Genomic DNA, 14,741 nt, shown 5'->3' on the forward strand with positions numbered 1-14,741 from the left:
CATCACCTCAGGAGGTCTCTCATCCTCTTTGGCATGCTGACGTTTCCTTACCCGTGATGTGGTGGGTGCGGGCCCTTATATTCCTTGGGATTTAACTGGGCGAACCGTCACCCTTCTCGCCAGCTCGTTCACCTCGTCCATCGGGAAGTCGAAGATTCTGCGCTGGAGAAAAAGGGCGGTGAACGCGCTGGCCCTCTTGAGTGCTTGAATGAAGGGGCAGTCATTGTAGAACAGGGAGAAGGATGCCAGAAAAACGTCGCCCGCGCCGGTGGATTCCTCCACCGCAACCCTGGCCGGAGTGTAGGTGTACTTTCGTCCCCGGAGGTATGCCTGCCCAACGTCGGCACCCCGGGAGACCAGCAGCACTTCTATTTTGTCCGGATTAAGGTTTCTTACGAGCTGGGCCTCGGAGACGTCGGCGTGGAGAACCTTCAGTCCGTTAAAGATGCCGCCGTCTACCCCTGTCAGCTTCAGTCTTCCGGGGTGGGGGGACCTGATGAACCCCTGGACGTCTGCGGCAACGAAGTCGCCCCTCTTTCTGGCGAGGGCAACGGTTTCGGGTGTAATCTCGCCTGCGACGGGGTTGAGGATGATTATATCGTAGCTCCCGTGTGGCATGTCGGTTATTCTCTCCGCGGTAGATAGGAGGCTGAGTTCTCTTGTGTTCCCGTCGAGATAACGGAGACGGTAGGAAGTGCTGTTCTCCGCGGGTATCGTATGGAGCACTATGCCCGCTTCCTCAAGTCCCTTGAGCCAGCTTTCGGGAAAATCCTCCCCAACGCTGGTCAGGATCTCGACCCTGCAGAATCTGGACAGGGCCATCGCAGAATAGTACGCCCCGCCCCCGATGCGGTATTCGATTCCGGAATCCTTGACAATTATATCCCTCACGAGGTGGCCGACGATGAGGCACTTCATTTTGTCCGCCCAATCTTTATTGTTAACCACGCTTTCCATAAAAACCTTTTGGAAATTTTCCGAAAAGTTTATAAGGGCAAAAACGAAAAGCTTAAAAGGATATGTCCTTTTGGGGTGGGGCTATGAAGCGCCTGGGTAAAGTTTCTCACTATGCAAAGCAGGGGTTCCTGGTTCTCAGGACTGACTGGGTTCCTTCACTCAACGACCCGGTGGTTGACAAAAAGCTCACCGTGGTTGGGGTAGTAAAGGATGTTTTCGGGCCGGTTAAGAGGCCCTACGTGGCCGTCAAGCCGCGAGTCAAGAATCCCGAGAGCTACATCGGTGCACTGCTGTACGTTGATTCCTCGAGGAAGAAATCCGGGCCTGGCAGAAAAGCTCGGTCCGGGAAGAAGCGTTCCAAGGGCGGAAAGGCAAGACGCCCTGCCCCCAGAAAGAGGGGGTGAGAGCTTTTGGCTGATAAGAATGTATGTCCGATTTGCGGCTCTGATAAGCTGTTTTACGACCCGAGGAGAGGCGAAATTGTCTGTTCTGTCTGTGGTTACGTTGTTCAGCAGAATGTCGTCGATGAGGGTCCCGAGTGGCGCGCCTTCGACCCCGATCAGAGGGCCAAGCGTGCCAGGACCGGCGCGCCCATGACGCTGATGATCCATGATAAGGGCCTCTCCACGGACATAGACTGGCGCGACAAGGACATACACGGGAACCAGATAACCGGCATGTACCGGACTAAGATGCGCCGCCTGAGGATGTGGCAGCGCAGGATGCGCATAAACGACGCGGCCGAGCGTAACCTGGCCTTCGCCCTGAGCGAGCTGGACAGAATGGCCGCTCAGATGCGCCTCCCGAGGCGCGTCAAGGAGGTTGCGGCCTCGCTCTACAGAAAGGCGGTCATGAAGAAACTCATTCGCGGACGCTCGATTGAAGGGATGGTTTCCGCGGCACTCTACGCGGCGTGCAGGATGGAGAGCATTCCGAGGACCCTCGATGAAATAGCGGCCGTTTCAAAGGTCACGAAGAAGGAGATAGGAAGGAGCTACCGCTTCCTTGCCCGCGGTCTCAACCTCAACCTCCGTCCCACCAGCCCGATTGAGTACGTTGACCGCTTCGGTGACGCCCTCAACGTCAGTGCCAGAACCAAGAAGAAGGCCAAAGAGATACTCCGGGAGGCCATAAAGCGCGGCATAACCAGCGGCAAGGGCCCCACCGGGCTTGCCGCAGCCGCCCTGTACGTTGCCTCCCTCCTGGAGGGTGAGAAGAAGACCCAGCGCGAGGTGGCGGAGGTGGCTCACGTCACCGAGGTCACCGTGAGGAACCGCTACAAGGAGCTCGTCGAGAAGCTCAACATAAACGTCCCGATATGAGGGATGCCCGTGATTATAGCGGTGACGAGCGACACCCATTACGGCGATAAGACCCGAAACCCCCTCTCCCTTCTTTTCCAGCACCTTGAGGAGAGAACGCCGGATTTGATACTCCACGCGGGCGACGTTACATCCCATGAGCTCCTGGAGGAGCTTGAGAGGTTCGCACCGGTCATAGCCGTTCGGGGAAACGCCGACCACCTCAGCCTCCCCGAGGAGGATGTGGTTGAGGTTGGGGAAATCAGGATTGGCCTCCTTCACGGACACCGGTTCTTCTCGCTCAACGCCCAGTTTCTGACGCTCAAAGCCCTCGACATGGGGGTCGATGTTCTCATATTCGGCCACACGCACCGTTTCTACCACGACTCCTACTCAATCCACGGGAAAAGGGTTGTTCTCCTCAACCCTGGCTCACCCACGTTCCCCAGAATGGACTCCGCGGGCTTTGCGTTTTTGGAGGTTGCCGGAGAAAGCGTCCGGGTCAAAAGGGTGCGCTTCTGGTAAAGCTCCATAAAGCTCCAAACTTTCAGAAAAGCTAAGGAAGGAAAAGAAAGGCCATCAGCTCTTGATGGCGAGCTTGATGTCCTCGGCCTTGACGGTCTTCCTGCCGGCGTGGTGGGCAAGGTCGACCGCCTTCCTGGCGATATCCATGGCCTTCTCCTCGAGGTGCTCGGCCAGGAGCTTGGCGGCGTCCTCGCTGACGCGGGCGGCGCCGGCCTTCCTTATCAGCCTGTCAACTGGGGCAATCGGCAACTCAGCCATTTTCCCAACCTCCTAAACGTTGTTTTGCAGGTATCTGCGTTCTATTCTAGGAAGGAAGGCCTATATAAACTTTTCGGAAACAGGGGCTTCTGGGGGCGATAATCGGCTGTTTTTGGGTGGGGTGTTCAGAAATCCGGCATCCTTCGCCTGCCACCTTATGAACGGCCCAATACAAACCCGAGGGCAAAGTTTTGAAAAGGTCTATCCGCACTTGAAACCCCGTTTACCGGTGGGACACGGCTTTGATTTTTAAAAGCGGGGCGGAAGTTTGGGGCGTTGACGCAGTAAAAGTGTCCCCGATACTCATATGGGGACAGGAGTGTCCCAATAATGGACCACAGCATTTTTATAGGTGGCCGTATAATCTCCAAGTTACTCAGGAGGTGAAAGCATGGTAGAGAAGTTCGACAAGATATACGACTACTACGTGGACAAGGCCTATGAGCCCAATAAAAAGAGGGACATCATAGCCGTGTTCCGCGTAACCCCTGCCGAGGGGTACACCATTGAGGCGGCCGCAGGTGCAGTCGCCGCCGAGAGCTCGACCGGAACCTGGACCACCCTCTACGAGTGGTATGAGAAGGAGAGATGGGCGGACCTTTCCGCCAAGGCCTACGACTTCCACGACATGGGCGACGGCAGCTGGATAGTCAGGATAGCCTACCCGTTCCACGCCTTTGAGGAGGCAAACCTTCCTGGACTCTTGGCGAGCATAGCGGGCAACGTCTTCGGGATGAAGCGCGTTAAGGGGCTGCGTCTTGAGGACATGTACTTCCCCGAGAAGCTCATCAGGGAGTTCAACGGTCCGGCCTTTGGTATCGAGGGCGTCAGAAAGATGCTCGATATCAAGGACAGGCCACTCTACGGTGTCGTTCCAAAGCCCAAGGTGGGTTATTCCCCCGAGGAGTTCGAAAAGCTCGCGTACGACCTGCTCTCAAACGGCGCCGATTACATGAAGGACGACGAGAACCTCACGAGCCCCTGGTACAACCGCTTTGATGAGCGCGCCGAGATAATGGCCAGGGTGATAGAGAGGGTTGAGAACGAGACCGGTGAGAAGAAGACCTGGTTCGCCAACATAACTGCCCCGCTCCTTGAGATGGAGCGCAGGCTTGAGGTTCTGGCCGATCTCGGCCTCAAGCACGCGATGGTTGATGTCGTCATAACCGGCTGGGGCGCACTCGAGTACATAACCGAGCTGGCGGCGGACTACGGCCTGGCCGTCCACGGTCACAGGGCCATGCACGCCGCGTTCACCAGGAACCCACACCACGGCATCTCGATGTTCGTCCTGGCTAAGCTCTACAGGCTCATCGGAATAGACCAGCTCCACGTTGGAACGGCCGGAGCCGGCAAGCTCGAGGGAGGAAAGTGGGACGTCATTCAGAACGCCAGGATCCTCAGGGAGAAGCACTACAAGCCGGACGAGAACGATGTCTTCCACATGGAGCAGAAGTTCTACGGCATAAAGGCCGCGTTCCCGACGAGCTCGGGTGGCCTCCACCCCGGCAACATCCAGCCCGTTGTTGACGCCCTCGGAACTGACATCGTCTTCCAGCTCGGTGGAGGAACCCTCGGACACCCGGACGGGCCCGCTGCGGGCGCAAGAGCTGCCAGGCAGGCGATAGATGCCATCATGCAGGGAATCCCCCTCGACGAGTACGCCAAGAGCCACAGGGAGCTTGCCCGCGCCCTGGAGAAGTGGGGCCACGTCACTCCGGTCTGACCGGTTTGACGGCTTTTCTCCCCCATTTTCGTCTTTCGTTCAACTTTTCACCCGGAGGAGATTTAACGGGTGGGAATGTTCTTCCCCCGGTGGTGTTATGGTTCATCCAGGTGGGTTCTTGGAGGTCATAACGGGGCCGATGTTCGCGGGCAAAACCACCGAGCTTATAAAGAGGATAGAGCGGCAGACTTTTGCCAAGAGAAAGGCCGCCCTCTTCAAGCCCAGCATCGACAACAGATATTCCGAGGATGACGTGGTTGCCCACAACGGTCTCAGGTATGATGCATTCGTCGTCCCCACGAATGAGGAGGGCGTTGAACTCATTGAGAGGATTACCCTGGATGAGGGCTTCGAGGTAATCGGGGTGGACGAGGTTCAGTTCTTTCCGCAGGGGATAGTTGAGACGCTGAACCGCCTCGCCGACGAGGGAATCTACGTGATTGCGAGCGGCCTCAACCTCGACTTCAAGGGGGACCCCTTCCCGGTGACCAGGGACCTCCTTGTCCGTGCGGATAACATCGTCTACCTCACCGCCGTCTGCACGGTCTGCGGGAAACCCGCGACCAGGAGTCAGCGTCTTATTGATGGGAAGCCGGCCCCGAGGGACTCCCCGATAATCCTCGTCGGGAGCAGCGAGAGCTATGAGGCCCGCTGCAGGGAGCACCACGTTGTTCCATAATCCTCCAATTTTTCTCCCGGATCCACCGAAAAGCTTAAAGTAATCTTTTCTTACATCAGGTTAGGGAAAGGGGGTGAGAGGCCATGGAGTCAAATAAGAACATGGGAAGGCTGCTTGACATACTGGGAAACGAGACCCGCAGGAGAATACTCATCCTGCTCACCAGGAGACCTTACTTTGTGAGTGAGCTGAGCCAGGAGCTGGGGGTCGGTCAGAAGGCGGTCCTTGAGCACCTCAGGATACTTGAGAGCGCTGGACTCATAGAGGGGAGAACTGAGAAGATACCGCGGGGCAGGCCCAGGAAGTACTACACGATAAAGAGGGGCTTCAGAATGGAGGTACTGCTCACTCCGTACACCTTCGGCACTGAGATGTACGAACCAAAGGCCCCCCGGAGAACCAGGGAGTACAACCAGGCCAGGGCGCTCATAAAGTCCACCGAGCCCGCGGACGCCAAGATAGACGAGCTCCTGACGTTTTTAACGGAGATACAGGAGAGGATAAATGAGATAATCCGGACAAAGCAGGAGCTGGAGGAAGTCCGCCTGCTGACGGAGACGTACATAGAGAATTTCTTCAGAAGGGTGGCTCAGGAGAACGAACGGGAGTTTGAGAGGCTCCTGAAGGAGTTCGCCCCCAGGCTGCCGAGAAAGATACTTGAGGACTTGGAGCAATTTTAAGAATCCTTGTTAAGAATCTGCTGGAAGGGTTCGAAGAGAATAAATCCTGGAAAAAGGGCCTTCAAAGCATCTTGCCCTCTTCCTTCATTCTCACGAGCTTGGTTATGTAACCGGCTATCCTGTTCCTGATGGTCTTGCTGGTGACGTTGGTGAGCTCCTCTACCTTCTTCTTGTTGTGCTCGAAGTCCCTGGTGAACTCGTTCGGGTAGCGGTCAAACAGCTCACGGGCGGTTCTCTTGATGAAAGTCTGCTTGATGTTTCCCATCATCAATCCCCCCATTATCTTGACTCTGACAACCGTAACCCAAATCATGAAAGCCCTTTTAAAGGTTTTCCCACGTGGTGGGAAGAAAAGGACTCATCCTTCCCTTCTCAGTCTCTCGGTGATGTTCGCGTTTGTCCGCCGCGGATAGGCGAGTCCCAGGGAGTTGATCCTGATTAGTGCAAAGCCCGCGTGGATCCTAACAGTACCCTTCAGAAGATTTCTCGGGGTGATTTTCGCCATATTACCACCTCCAGACGTTCAATCAATATGAAGGTAGGTTCACCTTATAAGCGTTTCGGGAATTTTATAAGGCCTCTCGAAAACTCCGTTCATGCTGAGAGAAGTCATCAGATGCCGCGGTCACGAGAACGTTAGGGCAACCCACAAATCGACGCTCGAGTTCACGAAGGAGAATTACCTCACCCCAAGGGGGGACTGCATACTGTGCATTGAAGCGGACAGGGGCATAAACGACCTGAGCGGGGAGTTCAAATCCGCCCTTAAGGCGGGAAAGAAGCTCTTAATCCGCATCAGGGTGGGCGACCTCACTGACGAGGTCCTGGCCGAGGGGAGCCCGGAGCTGATTCTCGAGCACGAGTACTCGATGGTCATCAGGAAGAGCACCTACGTGGACGCCAGAACCCTTGCGATACGGGCCAACAAGGCCGCCAGGGACATAGACCGGCGCATTGTGGAGCTTCTGAAGAACCCCGAGACGATTGCCGAGATTGAGCTGGTGGTGTTCGACTGATTTTTAAGCTCTGCGAGCTATCTTTTCACATGACACCTAAAGAAACGGCACTAGCCCTGATGGATGCGGCGTTGAAAGCCGCTGACCCGTACCTCGCGGTGAAAAGGAACCTTGGGATTGAGGGGAACCACTTGGTCGTTTCTGGTGAGCGGTTCCCGGTTCGGGGGAAAATATATCTTCTGGCCTTCGGCAAGGCAGCATGCTCCATGGCAAGGGCGGTCGTTGACCTCCTCGGGGAGAGAGTCGAAGAGGGAGTGATCATCACCAAGTACGGGTACGCCGAAAACTGTCCGAGAACGGAACGGCTGAAAGCTATCGAAGCTGGACACCCTGTTCCAGACGAAAACTCCCTCCTGGCTGGAAAGCTGGGCCTCGAGCTCGCGGAGAAAGTCGGGGAGAACGACGTCCTTCTGGTTCTCATATCCGGCGGGGGCAGTGCCCTCTTCCTCCTCCCGGAGAGCGGGATAAGCCTCAACGATAAAATCCGGACAAACGAGCTCCTCCTGAAAAGCGGGGCAAAGATATACGAGATAAACACAGTGAGAAAGCACATCTCGGCCGTCAAGGGCGGCAAGCTGGCCAAGCGCGTTAGAGGGACGGTTGTAAGCCTGATCCTCTCGGACGTGGTTGGTGACCCCCTTGAAGCCATCGCCTCCGGCCCGACCGTTAAAGACCCCACGACCTTTAAAGACGCCCACAGAATCCTGAGGCTCTACGGTGTCTGGGATAAGCTTCCGGCGAGCGTCAGGAGGCATATCGAGCTTGGCCTTGATGGGAAGGCGGAGGCAACCCTCAAGGAGGATTTGCTCAACGTCCACAACTTCATAGTCGGAAGCAATACATTGGCCTGCGAATCCGCCCTGGCGAAGGCGGAGGAACTCGGCTACAACGCCCTGCTTCTCACAACCACCTTGGAGGGCGAAGCGAGGGAGATAGCCCTGGCTATAGGCTCGATAGTCCAGGAGATCGCCAGATACGACCGCCCGGTTCCAAAGCCGGCGGTTCTAATAGCCGGCGGCGAGTGGACGGTGACGATAGAGGGCGAAGCCGGTCTCGGCGGGCCGAACCAGGAATTCGCGCTAAGTGTGGCCAGAAAGATAGATGGACTGAACGCTGTGGTTTTAGCGGTTGACACCGACGGGACGGACGGGCCGACGGATGCGGCCGGCGGGATAGTGGACGGGAAAACGCTTGGACTTCTCGGGGAATCCGGGGTGGACGTGGAGGAAGCCCTCAGGAGGCACGACGCCTACGGTGCGCTGGAAAGAGTGGGTGCGCTCCTCAAGACTGGGCCGACGGGGACGAACGTGAACTCGCTGGTGGTGGCTGTCATCCCGACCCAGCTTCCCCATCTCCCGTAGTCCTTCCACCTCGTCAGGAACTTGGCGTAGCAGTACTCACAGACGAAGGCACAGCCGACGTACTGGTTAACCGCCCACCCAACACCCGGAATCTTTGAGCGGGTGTAAAGGCTCTTGGCGCGCCTCTCGATAACCCGAATCTTCATAAGGACCTTTTGTCAATTCTCCTTAAAAGGTGAGCGGCATGAGATTGAGGGTTCGCCGTCGGCCGGTTAAGTACGCGAGGCTTGAGGTGAGGCCCGACGGAACGGTCCTTGTCACCGCCCCGGATGGCTTCGACGTTGATACCCTAATAGAGAAGCACAGAGGATGGCTTGAGGGTAAGCTGGCTGAGATTGGAGAGCTTAGGGAGATCGCAGAGTCCGGATTTCCCATCAACGGCGAGTTCTACCAGGTGATTCATGGAAGGAAGCCCAAGGTTCACGAGCGGTTCAAGACTGTGGTTCTCTCTCCCAGCAGGGAGGAGGTTCTTTCGTGCCTTAAAAAGTTTCTCAGGAAGGAGCTCCTCCCCCTGGTGCAGAGGTACGCCTTGGAGATGGAAGTCAACCCCGGGAGGGTCTACATCCGGCATCAGAAGAGCCGATGGGGAAGCTGCTCTCCCAGGGGTAACCTGAACTTCAACGTCCGCCTCATAGCTCTACCCCCGGAACTGAGGGAATACGTCGTTGTCCACGAGCTTGCACACCTGAGGTACATGAACCACTCGAAGGCCTTCTGGGAGCTCGTCGGAGAGTTCTACCCGGACTATCAGGCCGCGAGGAAGGAGCTCAAGAAGTGGTGGACGATAGTCGAGCTGAACCCCCACTGGAAGTGGCTGGCACGGGGTGAAGTCTAGAGATGTGGTGTATAAAAGCAGGGAATCTACTCAAGCTCCTCGCACTGATGGCCGATGAAATCATCGTTGGCGTTTTCATCTTCCTGATACTCCCTGAAATAGGTGTGGAAATTCCCCTCTGGGCGGGCTTGCTTGTGATGTCTCTTCTTCTGGCCAAGGATTTCCTCATAGCGCCGTTCGTTCTCGGAGGAAGGGCGGACAGGAGACCTGAGGTCGGTCCTGAGGGACTGATAGGGAGAACCGCCCTCGTTGTGGAAGATCTCTCCCCGGAGGGGGTTGTTAAACTCGATGGCGAGTTCTGGAAGGCAGAATGCCTGAACGGAAAGGCTGAGAAGGGAAAAACTGTTAGGGTAGTCTCTGTGAGGGGGACTAAGGTTCTCGTGGAACGCCGAGAGTAGCCAGAACCCTCGCAACCTCCTCCGGGTTGTTGGTCGTGAACGAAACCGTCCAGCCCTTCCTCTGATGTATCGTGACGCAGCCCCTGGCCGGCAGGTTGAAGTGTATCGTCCCGTAGCAGGAGGTCCAGCCTTCTCCGACCCGGAAGCTCGCCATATTCTCGATGGGTACCGTTTTCCTGGCCATAAGCCCCAGGAGGCCCCTTATCCTCAGCTCGCGCTCGTCTATCTCGATTCTGATTGCCATGACGTCGAGGAGCAGGATTGCAACCCCCACCGTGGTCGCGAGCATTATTTCAAAGCCTTCTTCAGCTTGATACGTTGCATAAAGGCCTGCGAGCATTGAGATTATAGGAACAAGCAGAACGACCTGCAGAATCCTGCTCGTCAGGGTCTCCTCGTAGAGCGCCATGTTCTCACCGGGGGAACTTCTCGGTTAGAGCTTTAAAGATTGACTTCCAAACCCCTCCGGTGATGGCATGGTAAGGGTAATGCCCGTTGACAGGTTGAGCGACGAGGAGATTACAGGGATCCTGACGAAGTACAGAAAGATCGCCCTCGTCGGAGCGTCGCCGAAGCCCGAACGCGATTCCAACGATGTGATGCGCTATCTCCTTGAACACGGCTACGAGGTCTACCCCGTGAACCCGCGTTATTCAGAAGTTCTCGGAAGGAAGTGCTATCCGAGCGTTCTGGATATTCCCGATGACGTCGAGATAGTCGACCTCTTCGTAAGGCCCGAGTTCACGATGGACTACGTCGAGCAGGCGATAAAGAAGGGCGCAAAGGTCGTCTGGTTCCAGTTCAACACGTACAACCGGGAAGCGTTCAAAAAGGCCAAGGAAGCGGGCCTAACTGCAGTTGCCCATCGCTGCATAAAGCAGGAGCATGCGAGGTTGATTGGCTAACCCCTGTACCTCAGCACGTGGATGTCCCTGACCAGCTTGTGCCTCTCCTCGTGGTCGGTGTACCTTCCAACGACCTCGAAGCCGAGCTTGCCCAGCCACTTCCGTTCCTTTCTGTATATTCCCCCGCCGCTCAGCCTGTAGGCCGGGAAGACGAAGACAACCCGTCCGTTCCTTTTGAGAACGTCGCCAAAGCTCTCAAAGACCGGGTAGTAGAGCCTGTCCAGCTCGTTGGCGAGCCTTATCGCCTCTCCCCTGCTCGGGTTCCTTTTGAGTGGCTTTCCGAGGTAGGGTTCTGTAACTACCGCGTCGAACCTCTGGCGGAAACAGCGCTTCAGCTTTCTCGCGTCGCAGACCTCAAGGTGTGCCGAGTTCTTCAGGCGGAACTCCTTTCTGAGCCATGCGAGGTTCTTCTTGGCGTCCCGTATTCTCTCCGGGTCGCGATCGCTTCCGTAAGATGAGAGCCCTTGGAGGACGAACTCCTGAACCACCGTCCCTATGCCGCAGAAGGGGTCGAGGAAGTTGCCCTTCCTGACCTCGGTCAGGTTCACCATTATCCTCGCGAGCCTTGGCGGAATTGAAAGTATCGGCCTCTGAACCGGCCTCTCCACATCGAGCTTCTTCAGCTCGAACGGGTCGGTAACCTTCACCGTCTCGCCGACCCAGAAGCTCCCGTCGTCTCTAAAGATGAAGACGAAGTCCTTCGTTTCGGGGAAGCCCTTGAGGATGAGCTCGGCGGGCATGGCGTAAACCTTCGCCGGCTTGAAGAACTTTGAAGGCCCCTCCGCCCTAAACTCTTTCTTTACCGCGCTCCCCAGCTTCCGCCAGAGTCTCCAGTCGTTCTTCCCGTAGAGGCTGACGGTGAAGAGCCTCGCGTATTCGAGGTCGCCTATGGCATCCTCGCCCTCGCCGATTATTCTCACAAGCTTCAGAGAGCCGCCGAGCCGGTTGAAGTATCTTTCCACTTCGCTTGATGAATCAAATAACAACCAGTAACGACTGGATTCCAAGGTTCTAACCTTGAGGTCGAATCTCCTGGCGAATGAGTGAAATTCTGACCTGCTGAGAGCTGGATTTTTACCAAATATGACAGCGTACATGCTTAAACATTGAAAGGAGCTTTTAAAAACGTTCCTAAGGGTTAACTTAATAAGCTGAAATGCGTTATACTATACGGGGATACCCCGGTAATTCTCACAACATCCGGGGAGGCGTGTTGCGTGCTAATCAATGAAGTGCTCGCGTCTGTTGATGTTATTGCAGATCCCTATGTAAAGTCTGCAACATATGCTAAAATAGGTGAGAAACTGGCCAAGGCAAAACACGGCTCTTACAAGGAAGCGTTTCTTCGTGCCGTTGAGACGGCAAGGGAAATAGACGACCCGGTGACGATGTTCAGAGCACTGCTTTCCGTTGGATATTCAATGGGCCGTGCTGGACTCAAGTCCTCCAAGAGAATATACATGACCGTCCTCGATGAATCTAAGGTGCTTCCTCATACCCAGCGGGACTCGCTGATGAGCAGCGCCGCTGGTTACATGCTGGCGCTGGGTGAGGTTGGTGAGGCCATTGCCTACTCCATTGAGATAAAAAATCCCAAGTTGAGAAACGAGGTTCTCCTCGAGATCATGCGTTTCAACACCCGAATGATTGGGAATGAAAGGCTTAAGGCCGCGTACCGTCTTAGAAAGAGCAAACTCATACTGGAATACCTGGATTCAGAGCCCGAGAGATCTGAAGGGGTCCGCGAGCTTGTACGGGCATATCTGTACCTCGAAGCTTACGAAAACGCAGTGTCGCTCCTAAGGGATATCTCCAGAAAAGAAATCGCGCTCCAGACCTTTAAGGAGGTTGTTTTTTATCTGAAGGAAAACGAGGTTCTGGGGCATTACATAGATTCCATCGAGGCCGTTGCTCATGAACTCATTGAAAAGTTCGGAGACGAATTCAGGGTGGAACTTGCCCTCGCCTTGGCGTTGGTTGGGGAGGGCCTAACGGCCGTCAAAATGGTGAGAGAGCTCAAGCAACCTGAGTCTGTCCTCGTGAGGATAGCGCTGGAGCTTCTTGGACGGGACAACAACGTTTTACCAGCGTTTCTAGGTGCTTTGAATGAGACCGAAGCCGCCATTGTCGGTAAGGAGGTCATGAACGCAGTGCTCTCCAATCCCAAGAAGGGCCTCCAAAAGATAGTCGAGGCAGTGGGAAAGAGCACCTCCAGCGAGGAGGTGTGGGCCAAGATAGCCAGGTATTACGTTTTGATCGGTGACGTCGAAAGCGCTATGAAAATTGGCCTCTTATTGAGGGAGGAAGAACTTCGCTCCCTCGTCATGGCCGACGTTGCCCATCACCTGGTCAAGAGGGGGGAGGTCGAGAGGGCCATCGACGCCGCGCTTGAGGTCCGGAACCCTAGGTTCTCCTCGATACTCGTCTCCGAGATACTCATCAAGGCCCTGGAGCAGGAACTTCCGGGGAGGGTCAAGTCATGGAACGGCTCAAGGCACTGATAGGAAAAAAAGAGGACAGGGTTGACTTTGTCAGCTACCTCATAACAATCCTCCTGACCAACAAGGAGCTTTACTCCGACGAGATACTGTTCAGGGACGCCGTCGAGGAGATATACTCAACCCTGCGCTCGGAGGTCGTGGACAACGGCAGAAAAGACCTCGTCGAGGCCTATGAGAAGGCGGTCCTTCTGAGGGCGGTTGTCTCCGGTTCCATCGAGTCCCCCGATAAGCTTTTACTCGAAATAAAGAAAGGACTAACCCGGTGGGAGTGATGCTGTTCGAGGTCAAGGTTCCAACCGAGGAGAAGTTCCAGGTTGTGGACATAACCGATGAGATTCAGCACCTCGTGTGGAAGAGCGACGTGACCAGCGGCATCGCGGTGGTTTTCACGACCCACACCACGACAGGACTGATTATAAACGAGAACGAGAGTGGCCTCATCGCAGACATCAAGGCCAAAATGAAAGAGCTGGTTCCAAAAGGTGCCGGATACGCCCATGACCACATAGACTCAAACGCCCACTCGCACCTGAGGGCGACCCTCTTTCTTAACCCGGAAGTGGTGGTTCCGATAGAGAATGGTGAACTGCTCCTTGGAACCTGGCAGAGAATCCTCTTCATCGAGCTGGACGGTCCGAGGCACAGGAAGGTACTGGTGAAGATATGCAAGTGCTGATCACACGTACTGGGCGTAGTACGCCAGCCTCTCGAGCAGGTCGTTGAAGCCCTCGTAGGTGACCAGGGACAGCGGTATCGCCTCCTGCTCAAGGCGCTTTTTTATCGTTTCCCTGACTTCCTCGACCCGCTCCCTCGGCACGAGGTCTATCTTGTTGATGACGACGATTATCGGCTTCTCGTAGCGGAACTTGAGCAGGTGGTGGAGCTTTTCCATGCCCCGATGCAGGCCGACGGTGGCGTCGACCATGTGGATGACGATGTCAGAGGATACTATCTCGTTGATTATCTCCCGGAACTTCTCCTCGCTCAGGACCTTCCCCCTTAGCTCCCTCCGGGGGTCGAAGAGGCCGGCGGTGTCTATGAGCACGAACTCGTCGGCTCCTCCGAGTGGGTTCTTCATGCTCTTCGGTATCTTGAGCTTTCCGAAGCGCCGCCTGATGGTTCCCTTGGTCGTTCCAGGGAGGTTCTCCACCTCCGAAATTTTACCTCCGATCAGGGCGTTCATGAGCGTTGACTTGCCGGCGTTCTCGGCACCGATAATCGCAACCTTTATCATACCCTCACCCCACTGATATTTGCAAGGCTGGCCTATAAAGGTGATGAGTATGCCCAAGCGGGTTAAACTCGGTCATCATTACTATTACATCGTTACGGTTGATGAGCTGAATTCCGGCGGTTTTCGCGGTAAGAACGTTGTCATCGAGGGCACCATCGAGGACAAACCCCTGGTCGAGTTCCTGCCCATGGAGTTACCTGGTTACAGGACGACCTTTAAAGTTTCCGGCCTCAGGGTGGAGTTCTCGGGAAGCCCATGCCTCGGAAAGGGCGAATGGGTGAAGGTCTACGGCAGGTTCCTGGGCGACTGCATAATGGCGAGCGCCATCGAAACGGAAAAGGCCGTTTTCACAACGGAGGAATGAA

23 protein-coding genes are annotated in these 14,741 nt (G+C 55.7%); 15 read left to right on the forward strand and 8 right to left on the reverse strand.

The features are described from left to right. Window positions 1-75: 75 nt before the first annotated feature. Window positions 76-957, reverse strand: coding sequence for a carbohydrate kinase (locus E3E42_RS10575; RefSeq protein WP_370519654.1), 882 nt, complete (start codon window positions 955-957; stop codon window positions 76-78). Window positions 958-1,040: 83 nt separating this feature from the next. On the opposite strand from E3E42_RS10575, the gene E3E42_RS10580 reads away from it, so the two are divergent. Genes E3E42_RS10580 through E3E42_RS10590 form a run of 3 tightly spaced genes read left to right on the forward strand, consistent with a single transcriptional unit; the run spans window position 1,041 to window position 2,783 of the window. Beyond that, a complete protein-coding gene (locus E3E42_RS10580) occupies window positions 1,041-1,361 on the forward strand; it encodes a Gar1/Naf1 family protein (protein WP_058938744.1) in 321 nt (106 codons plus the stop codon). 6 nt (window positions 1,362-1,367) lie between these two features. After that, window positions 1,368-2,279, forward strand: coding sequence for a transcription initiation factor IIB (locus E3E42_RS10585; RefSeq protein WP_167904527.1), 912 nt, complete (start codon window positions 1,368-1,370; stop codon window positions 2,277-2,279). A gap of 9 nt (window positions 2,280-2,288) precedes the next feature. Continuing rightward, window positions 2,289-2,783: a metallophosphoesterase gene (locus E3E42_RS10590; RefSeq protein ID WP_167904528.1), complete on the forward strand. Its 495-nt coding sequence runs from the start codon at window positions 2,289-2,291 to the stop codon at window positions 2,781-2,783. Between the two features lie 54 nt (window positions 2,784-2,837). On the opposite strand, the gene hpkB is transcribed toward E3E42_RS10590, so the two are convergent. Next, window positions 2,838-3,041, reverse strand: a complete 204-nt coding sequence (gene hpkB, locus E3E42_RS10595; RefSeq protein WP_167904529.1) for an archaeal histone HpkB — start codon at window positions 3,039-3,041, stop codon at window positions 2,838-2,840. A gap of 391 nt (window positions 3,042-3,432) precedes the next feature. On the opposite strand from hpkB, the gene rbcL reads away from it, so the two are divergent. The 3 genes from rbcL to E3E42_RS10610 all read left to right on the forward strand — a co-directional run bounded on the left by rbcL (window position 3,433) and on the right by E3E42_RS10610 (window position 6,126). After that, window positions 3,433-4,767: a type III ribulose-bisphosphate carboxylase gene (rbcL, locus tag E3E42_RS10600; protein ID WP_167904530.1), complete on the forward strand. Its 1,335-nt coding sequence runs from the start codon at window positions 3,433-3,435 to the stop codon at window positions 4,765-4,767. A gap of 97 nt (window positions 4,768-4,864) precedes the next feature. Further along, window positions 4,865-5,446 (forward strand): thymidine kinase, encoded by a 582-nt coding sequence (locus E3E42_RS10605; protein WP_167904531.1) that lies wholly within the window; start codon window positions 4,865-4,867, stop codon window positions 5,444-5,446. A gap of 83 nt (window positions 5,447-5,529) precedes the next feature. After that, window positions 5,530-6,126, forward strand: coding sequence for an ArsR family transcriptional regulator (locus E3E42_RS10610; protein ID WP_167904532.1), 597 nt, complete (start codon window positions 5,530-5,532; stop codon window positions 6,124-6,126). Between the two features lie 61 nt (window positions 6,127-6,187). Here E3E42_RS10610 and E3E42_RS10615 read toward each other — a convergent pair whose 3' ends face one another. Both E3E42_RS10615 and E3E42_RS10620 read right to left on the reverse strand, forming a co-directional pair. Beyond that, window positions 6,188-6,391, reverse strand: a complete 204-nt coding sequence (locus tag E3E42_RS10615) for a 30S ribosomal protein S17e (protein WP_167891009.1) — start codon at window positions 6,389-6,391, stop codon at window positions 6,188-6,190. A 93-nt stretch (window positions 6,392-6,484) separates the two neighbouring features. Continuing rightward, a complete protein-coding gene (locus E3E42_RS10620; protein WP_167904533.1) occupies window positions 6,485-6,631 on the reverse strand; it encodes a hypothetical protein in 147 nt (48 codons plus the stop codon). Window positions 6,632-6,722: 91 nt separating this feature from the next. On the opposite strand from E3E42_RS10620, the gene E3E42_RS10625 reads away from it, so the two are divergent. Together E3E42_RS10625 and E3E42_RS10630 are read left to right on the forward strand one after the other, a co-directional pair. After that, window positions 6,723-7,142 (forward strand): DUF371 domain-containing protein, encoded by a 420-nt coding sequence (locus E3E42_RS10625; RefSeq protein ID WP_167904534.1) that lies wholly within the window; start codon window positions 6,723-6,725, stop codon window positions 7,140-7,142. Between the two features lie 29 nt (window positions 7,143-7,171). After that, entirely contained in the window at window positions 7,172-8,503 is a 1,332-nt protein-coding gene (locus E3E42_RS10630) for a glycerate kinase (RefSeq protein ID WP_167904535.1), read from the forward strand. Here the strand turns inward: E3E42_RS10630 and E3E42_RS10635 are convergent. Next, window positions 8,392-8,649 carry a hypothetical protein gene (locus E3E42_RS10635; protein ID WP_370519655.1) on the reverse strand — a complete coding sequence of 86 codons (258 nt, stop codon included), beginning with the start codon at window positions 8,647-8,649 and terminating at the stop codon, window positions 8,392-8,394. The genes E3E42_RS10630 and E3E42_RS10635 overlap by 112 nt on opposite strands. Before the next feature lie 38 nt (window positions 8,650-8,687). Between E3E42_RS10635 and E3E42_RS10640 the strand changes: the two genes are divergently transcribed. Continuing rightward, window positions 8,688-9,338 (forward strand): M48 family metallopeptidase, encoded by a 651-nt coding sequence (locus E3E42_RS10640; protein WP_167904536.1) that lies wholly within the window; start codon window positions 8,688-8,690, stop codon window positions 9,336-9,338. Window positions 9,339-9,340: 2 nt separating this feature from the next. Then, window positions 9,341-9,736, forward strand: a complete 396-nt coding sequence (locus E3E42_RS10645; RefSeq protein WP_206206106.1) for an NfeD family protein — start codon at window positions 9,341-9,343, stop codon at window positions 9,734-9,736. Here the strand turns inward: E3E42_RS10645 and E3E42_RS10650 are convergent. Beyond that, window positions 9,708-10,145, reverse strand: coding sequence for a hypothetical protein (locus E3E42_RS10650; RefSeq protein WP_167904537.1), 438 nt, complete (start codon window positions 10,143-10,145; stop codon window positions 9,708-9,710). The genes E3E42_RS10645 and E3E42_RS10650 overlap by 29 nt on opposite strands. Before the next feature lie 67 nt (window positions 10,146-10,212). Between E3E42_RS10650 and E3E42_RS10655 the strand changes: the two genes are divergently transcribed. Beyond that, on the forward strand, window positions 10,213-10,641 hold the full coding sequence (locus tag E3E42_RS10655; RefSeq protein ID WP_167904538.1) for a CoA-binding protein: 429 nt from the start codon (window positions 10,213-10,215) through the stop codon (window positions 10,639-10,641). Here E3E42_RS10655 and E3E42_RS10660 read toward each other — a convergent pair. Next, a complete protein-coding gene (locus tag E3E42_RS10660) occupies window positions 10,638-11,738 on the reverse strand; it encodes a TRM11 family methyltransferase (protein ID WP_167904539.1) in 1,101 nt (366 codons plus the stop codon). The genes E3E42_RS10655 and E3E42_RS10660 overlap by 4 nt on opposite strands. A 120-nt stretch (window positions 11,739-11,858) precedes the next feature. Between E3E42_RS10660 and E3E42_RS10665 the strand changes: the two genes are divergently transcribed. The 3 genes from E3E42_RS10665 to E3E42_RS10675 are packed head-to-tail and all read left to right on the forward strand — an operon-like array spanning window position 11,859 to window position 13,818. Beyond that, window positions 11,859-13,142, forward strand: a complete 1,284-nt coding sequence (locus E3E42_RS10665; protein WP_167904540.1) for a prenyltransferase — start codon at window positions 11,859-11,861, stop codon at window positions 13,140-13,142. After that, window positions 13,121-13,414 (forward strand): hypothetical protein, encoded by a 294-nt coding sequence (locus E3E42_RS10670; protein WP_167904541.1) that lies wholly within the window; start codon window positions 13,121-13,123, stop codon window positions 13,412-13,414. The genes E3E42_RS10665 and E3E42_RS10670 overlap by 22 nt, the downstream gene beginning before the upstream one ends. Continuing rightward, entirely contained in the window at window positions 13,414-13,818 is a 405-nt protein-coding gene (locus E3E42_RS10675; protein ID WP_167904594.1) for a secondary thiamine-phosphate synthase enzyme YjbQ, read from the forward strand. The genes E3E42_RS10670 and E3E42_RS10675 overlap by 1 nt, the downstream gene beginning before the upstream one ends. On the opposite strand, the gene E3E42_RS10680 is transcribed toward E3E42_RS10675, so the two are convergent. Then, window positions 13,819-14,376, reverse strand: coding sequence for an Era-like GTP-binding protein (locus E3E42_RS10680; RefSeq protein ID WP_167904542.1), 558 nt, complete (start codon window positions 14,374-14,376; stop codon window positions 13,819-13,821). 49 nt (window positions 14,377-14,425) lie between these two features. Here E3E42_RS10680 and E3E42_RS10685 point away from each other — a divergent pair, with 49 nt between their 5' ends. Continuing rightward, window positions 14,426-14,740 carry a GTP-binding protein gene (locus tag E3E42_RS10685; protein ID WP_167904543.1) on the forward strand — a complete coding sequence of 105 codons (315 nt, stop codon included), beginning with the start codon at window positions 14,426-14,428 and terminating at the stop codon, window positions 14,738-14,740. The last annotated feature ends 1 nt before the right edge of the window (window position 14,741 follow it).

Origin of the sequence: Thermococcus sp. JdF3 (assembly GCF_012027495.1) — an archaeon.
Taxonomy (GTDB): Archaea; Methanobacteriota_B; Thermococci; order Thermococcales; family Thermococcaceae; genus Thermococcus.

Bases quoted from the DNA above. Each gene is read 5' to 3' on its own strand.
- E3E42_RS10655 (WP_167904538.1), top strand. From the start codon at position 10,213: ATGGTAAGGGTAATGCCCGTTGACAGGTTGAGCGACGAGGAGATTACA.
- E3E42_RS10675 (WP_167904594.1), top strand. From the start codon at position 13,414: ATGCTGTTCGAGGTCAAGGTTCCAACCGAGGAGAAGTTCCAGGTTGTG.
- E3E42_RS10615 (WP_167891009.1), bottom strand. From the start codon at position 6,391: ATGGGAAACATCAAGCAGACTTTCATCAAGAGAACCGCCCGTGAGCTG.
- rbcL (WP_167904530.1), top strand. From the start codon at position 3,433: ATGGTAGAGAAGTTCGACAAGATATACGACTACTACGTGGACAAGGCC.
- E3E42_RS10660 (WP_167904539.1), bottom strand. From the start codon at position 11,738: ATGTACGCTGTCATATTTGGTAAAAATCCAGCTCTCAGCAGGTCAGAA.
- E3E42_RS10610 (WP_167904532.1), top strand. From the start codon at position 5,530: ATGGAGTCAAATAAGAACATGGGAAGGCTGCTTGACATACTGGGAAAC.
- E3E42_RS10630 (WP_167904535.1), top strand. From the start codon at position 7,172: ATGACACCTAAAGAAACGGCACTAGCCCTGATGGATGCGGCGTTGAAA.
- hpkB (WP_167904529.1), bottom strand. From the start codon at position 3,041: ATGGCTGAGTTGCCGATTGCCCCAGTTGACAGGCTGATAAGGAAGGCC.
- E3E42_RS10580 (WP_058938744.1), top strand. From the start codon at position 1,041: ATGAAGCGCCTGGGTAAAGTTTCTCACTATGCAAAGCAGGGGTTCCTG.
- E3E42_RS10670 (WP_167904541.1), top strand. From the start codon at position 13,121: ATGGAACGGCTCAAGGCACTGATAGGAAAAAAAGAGGACAGGGTTGAC.
- E3E42_RS10605 (WP_167904531.1), top strand. From the start codon at position 4,865: ATGGTTCATCCAGGTGGGTTCTTGGAGGTCATAACGGGGCCGATGTTC.
- E3E42_RS10680 (WP_167904542.1), bottom strand. From the start codon at position 14,376: ATGATAAAGGTTGCGATTATCGGTGCCGAGAACGCCGGCAAGTCAACG.
- E3E42_RS10640 (WP_167904536.1), top strand. From the start codon at position 8,688: ATGAGATTGAGGGTTCGCCGTCGGCCGGTTAAGTACGCGAGGCTTGAG.
- E3E42_RS10645 (WP_206206106.1), top strand. From the start codon at position 9,341: ATGTGGTGTATAAAAGCAGGGAATCTACTCAAGCTCCTCGCACTGATG.
- E3E42_RS10685 (WP_167904543.1), top strand. From the start codon at position 14,426: ATGCCCAAGCGGGTTAAACTCGGTCATCATTACTATTACATCGTTACG.
- E3E42_RS10625 (WP_167904534.1), top strand. From the start codon at position 6,723: ATGCTGAGAGAAGTCATCAGATGCCGCGGTCACGAGAACGTTAGGGCA.
- E3E42_RS10620 (WP_167904533.1), bottom strand. From the start codon at position 6,631: ATGGCGAAAATCACCCCGAGAAATCTTCTGAAGGGTACTGTTAGGATC.
- E3E42_RS10575 (WP_370519654.1), bottom strand. From the start codon at position 957: ATGGAAAGCGTGGTTAACAATAAAGATTGGGCGGACAAAATGAAGTGC.
- E3E42_RS10650 (WP_167904537.1), bottom strand. From the start codon at position 10,145: ATGGCGCTCTACGAGGAGACCCTGACGAGCAGGATTCTGCAGGTCGTT.
- E3E42_RS10635 (WP_370519655.1), bottom strand. From the start codon at position 8,649: ATGAAGATTCGGGTTATCGAGAGGCGCGCCAAGAGCCTTTACACCCGC.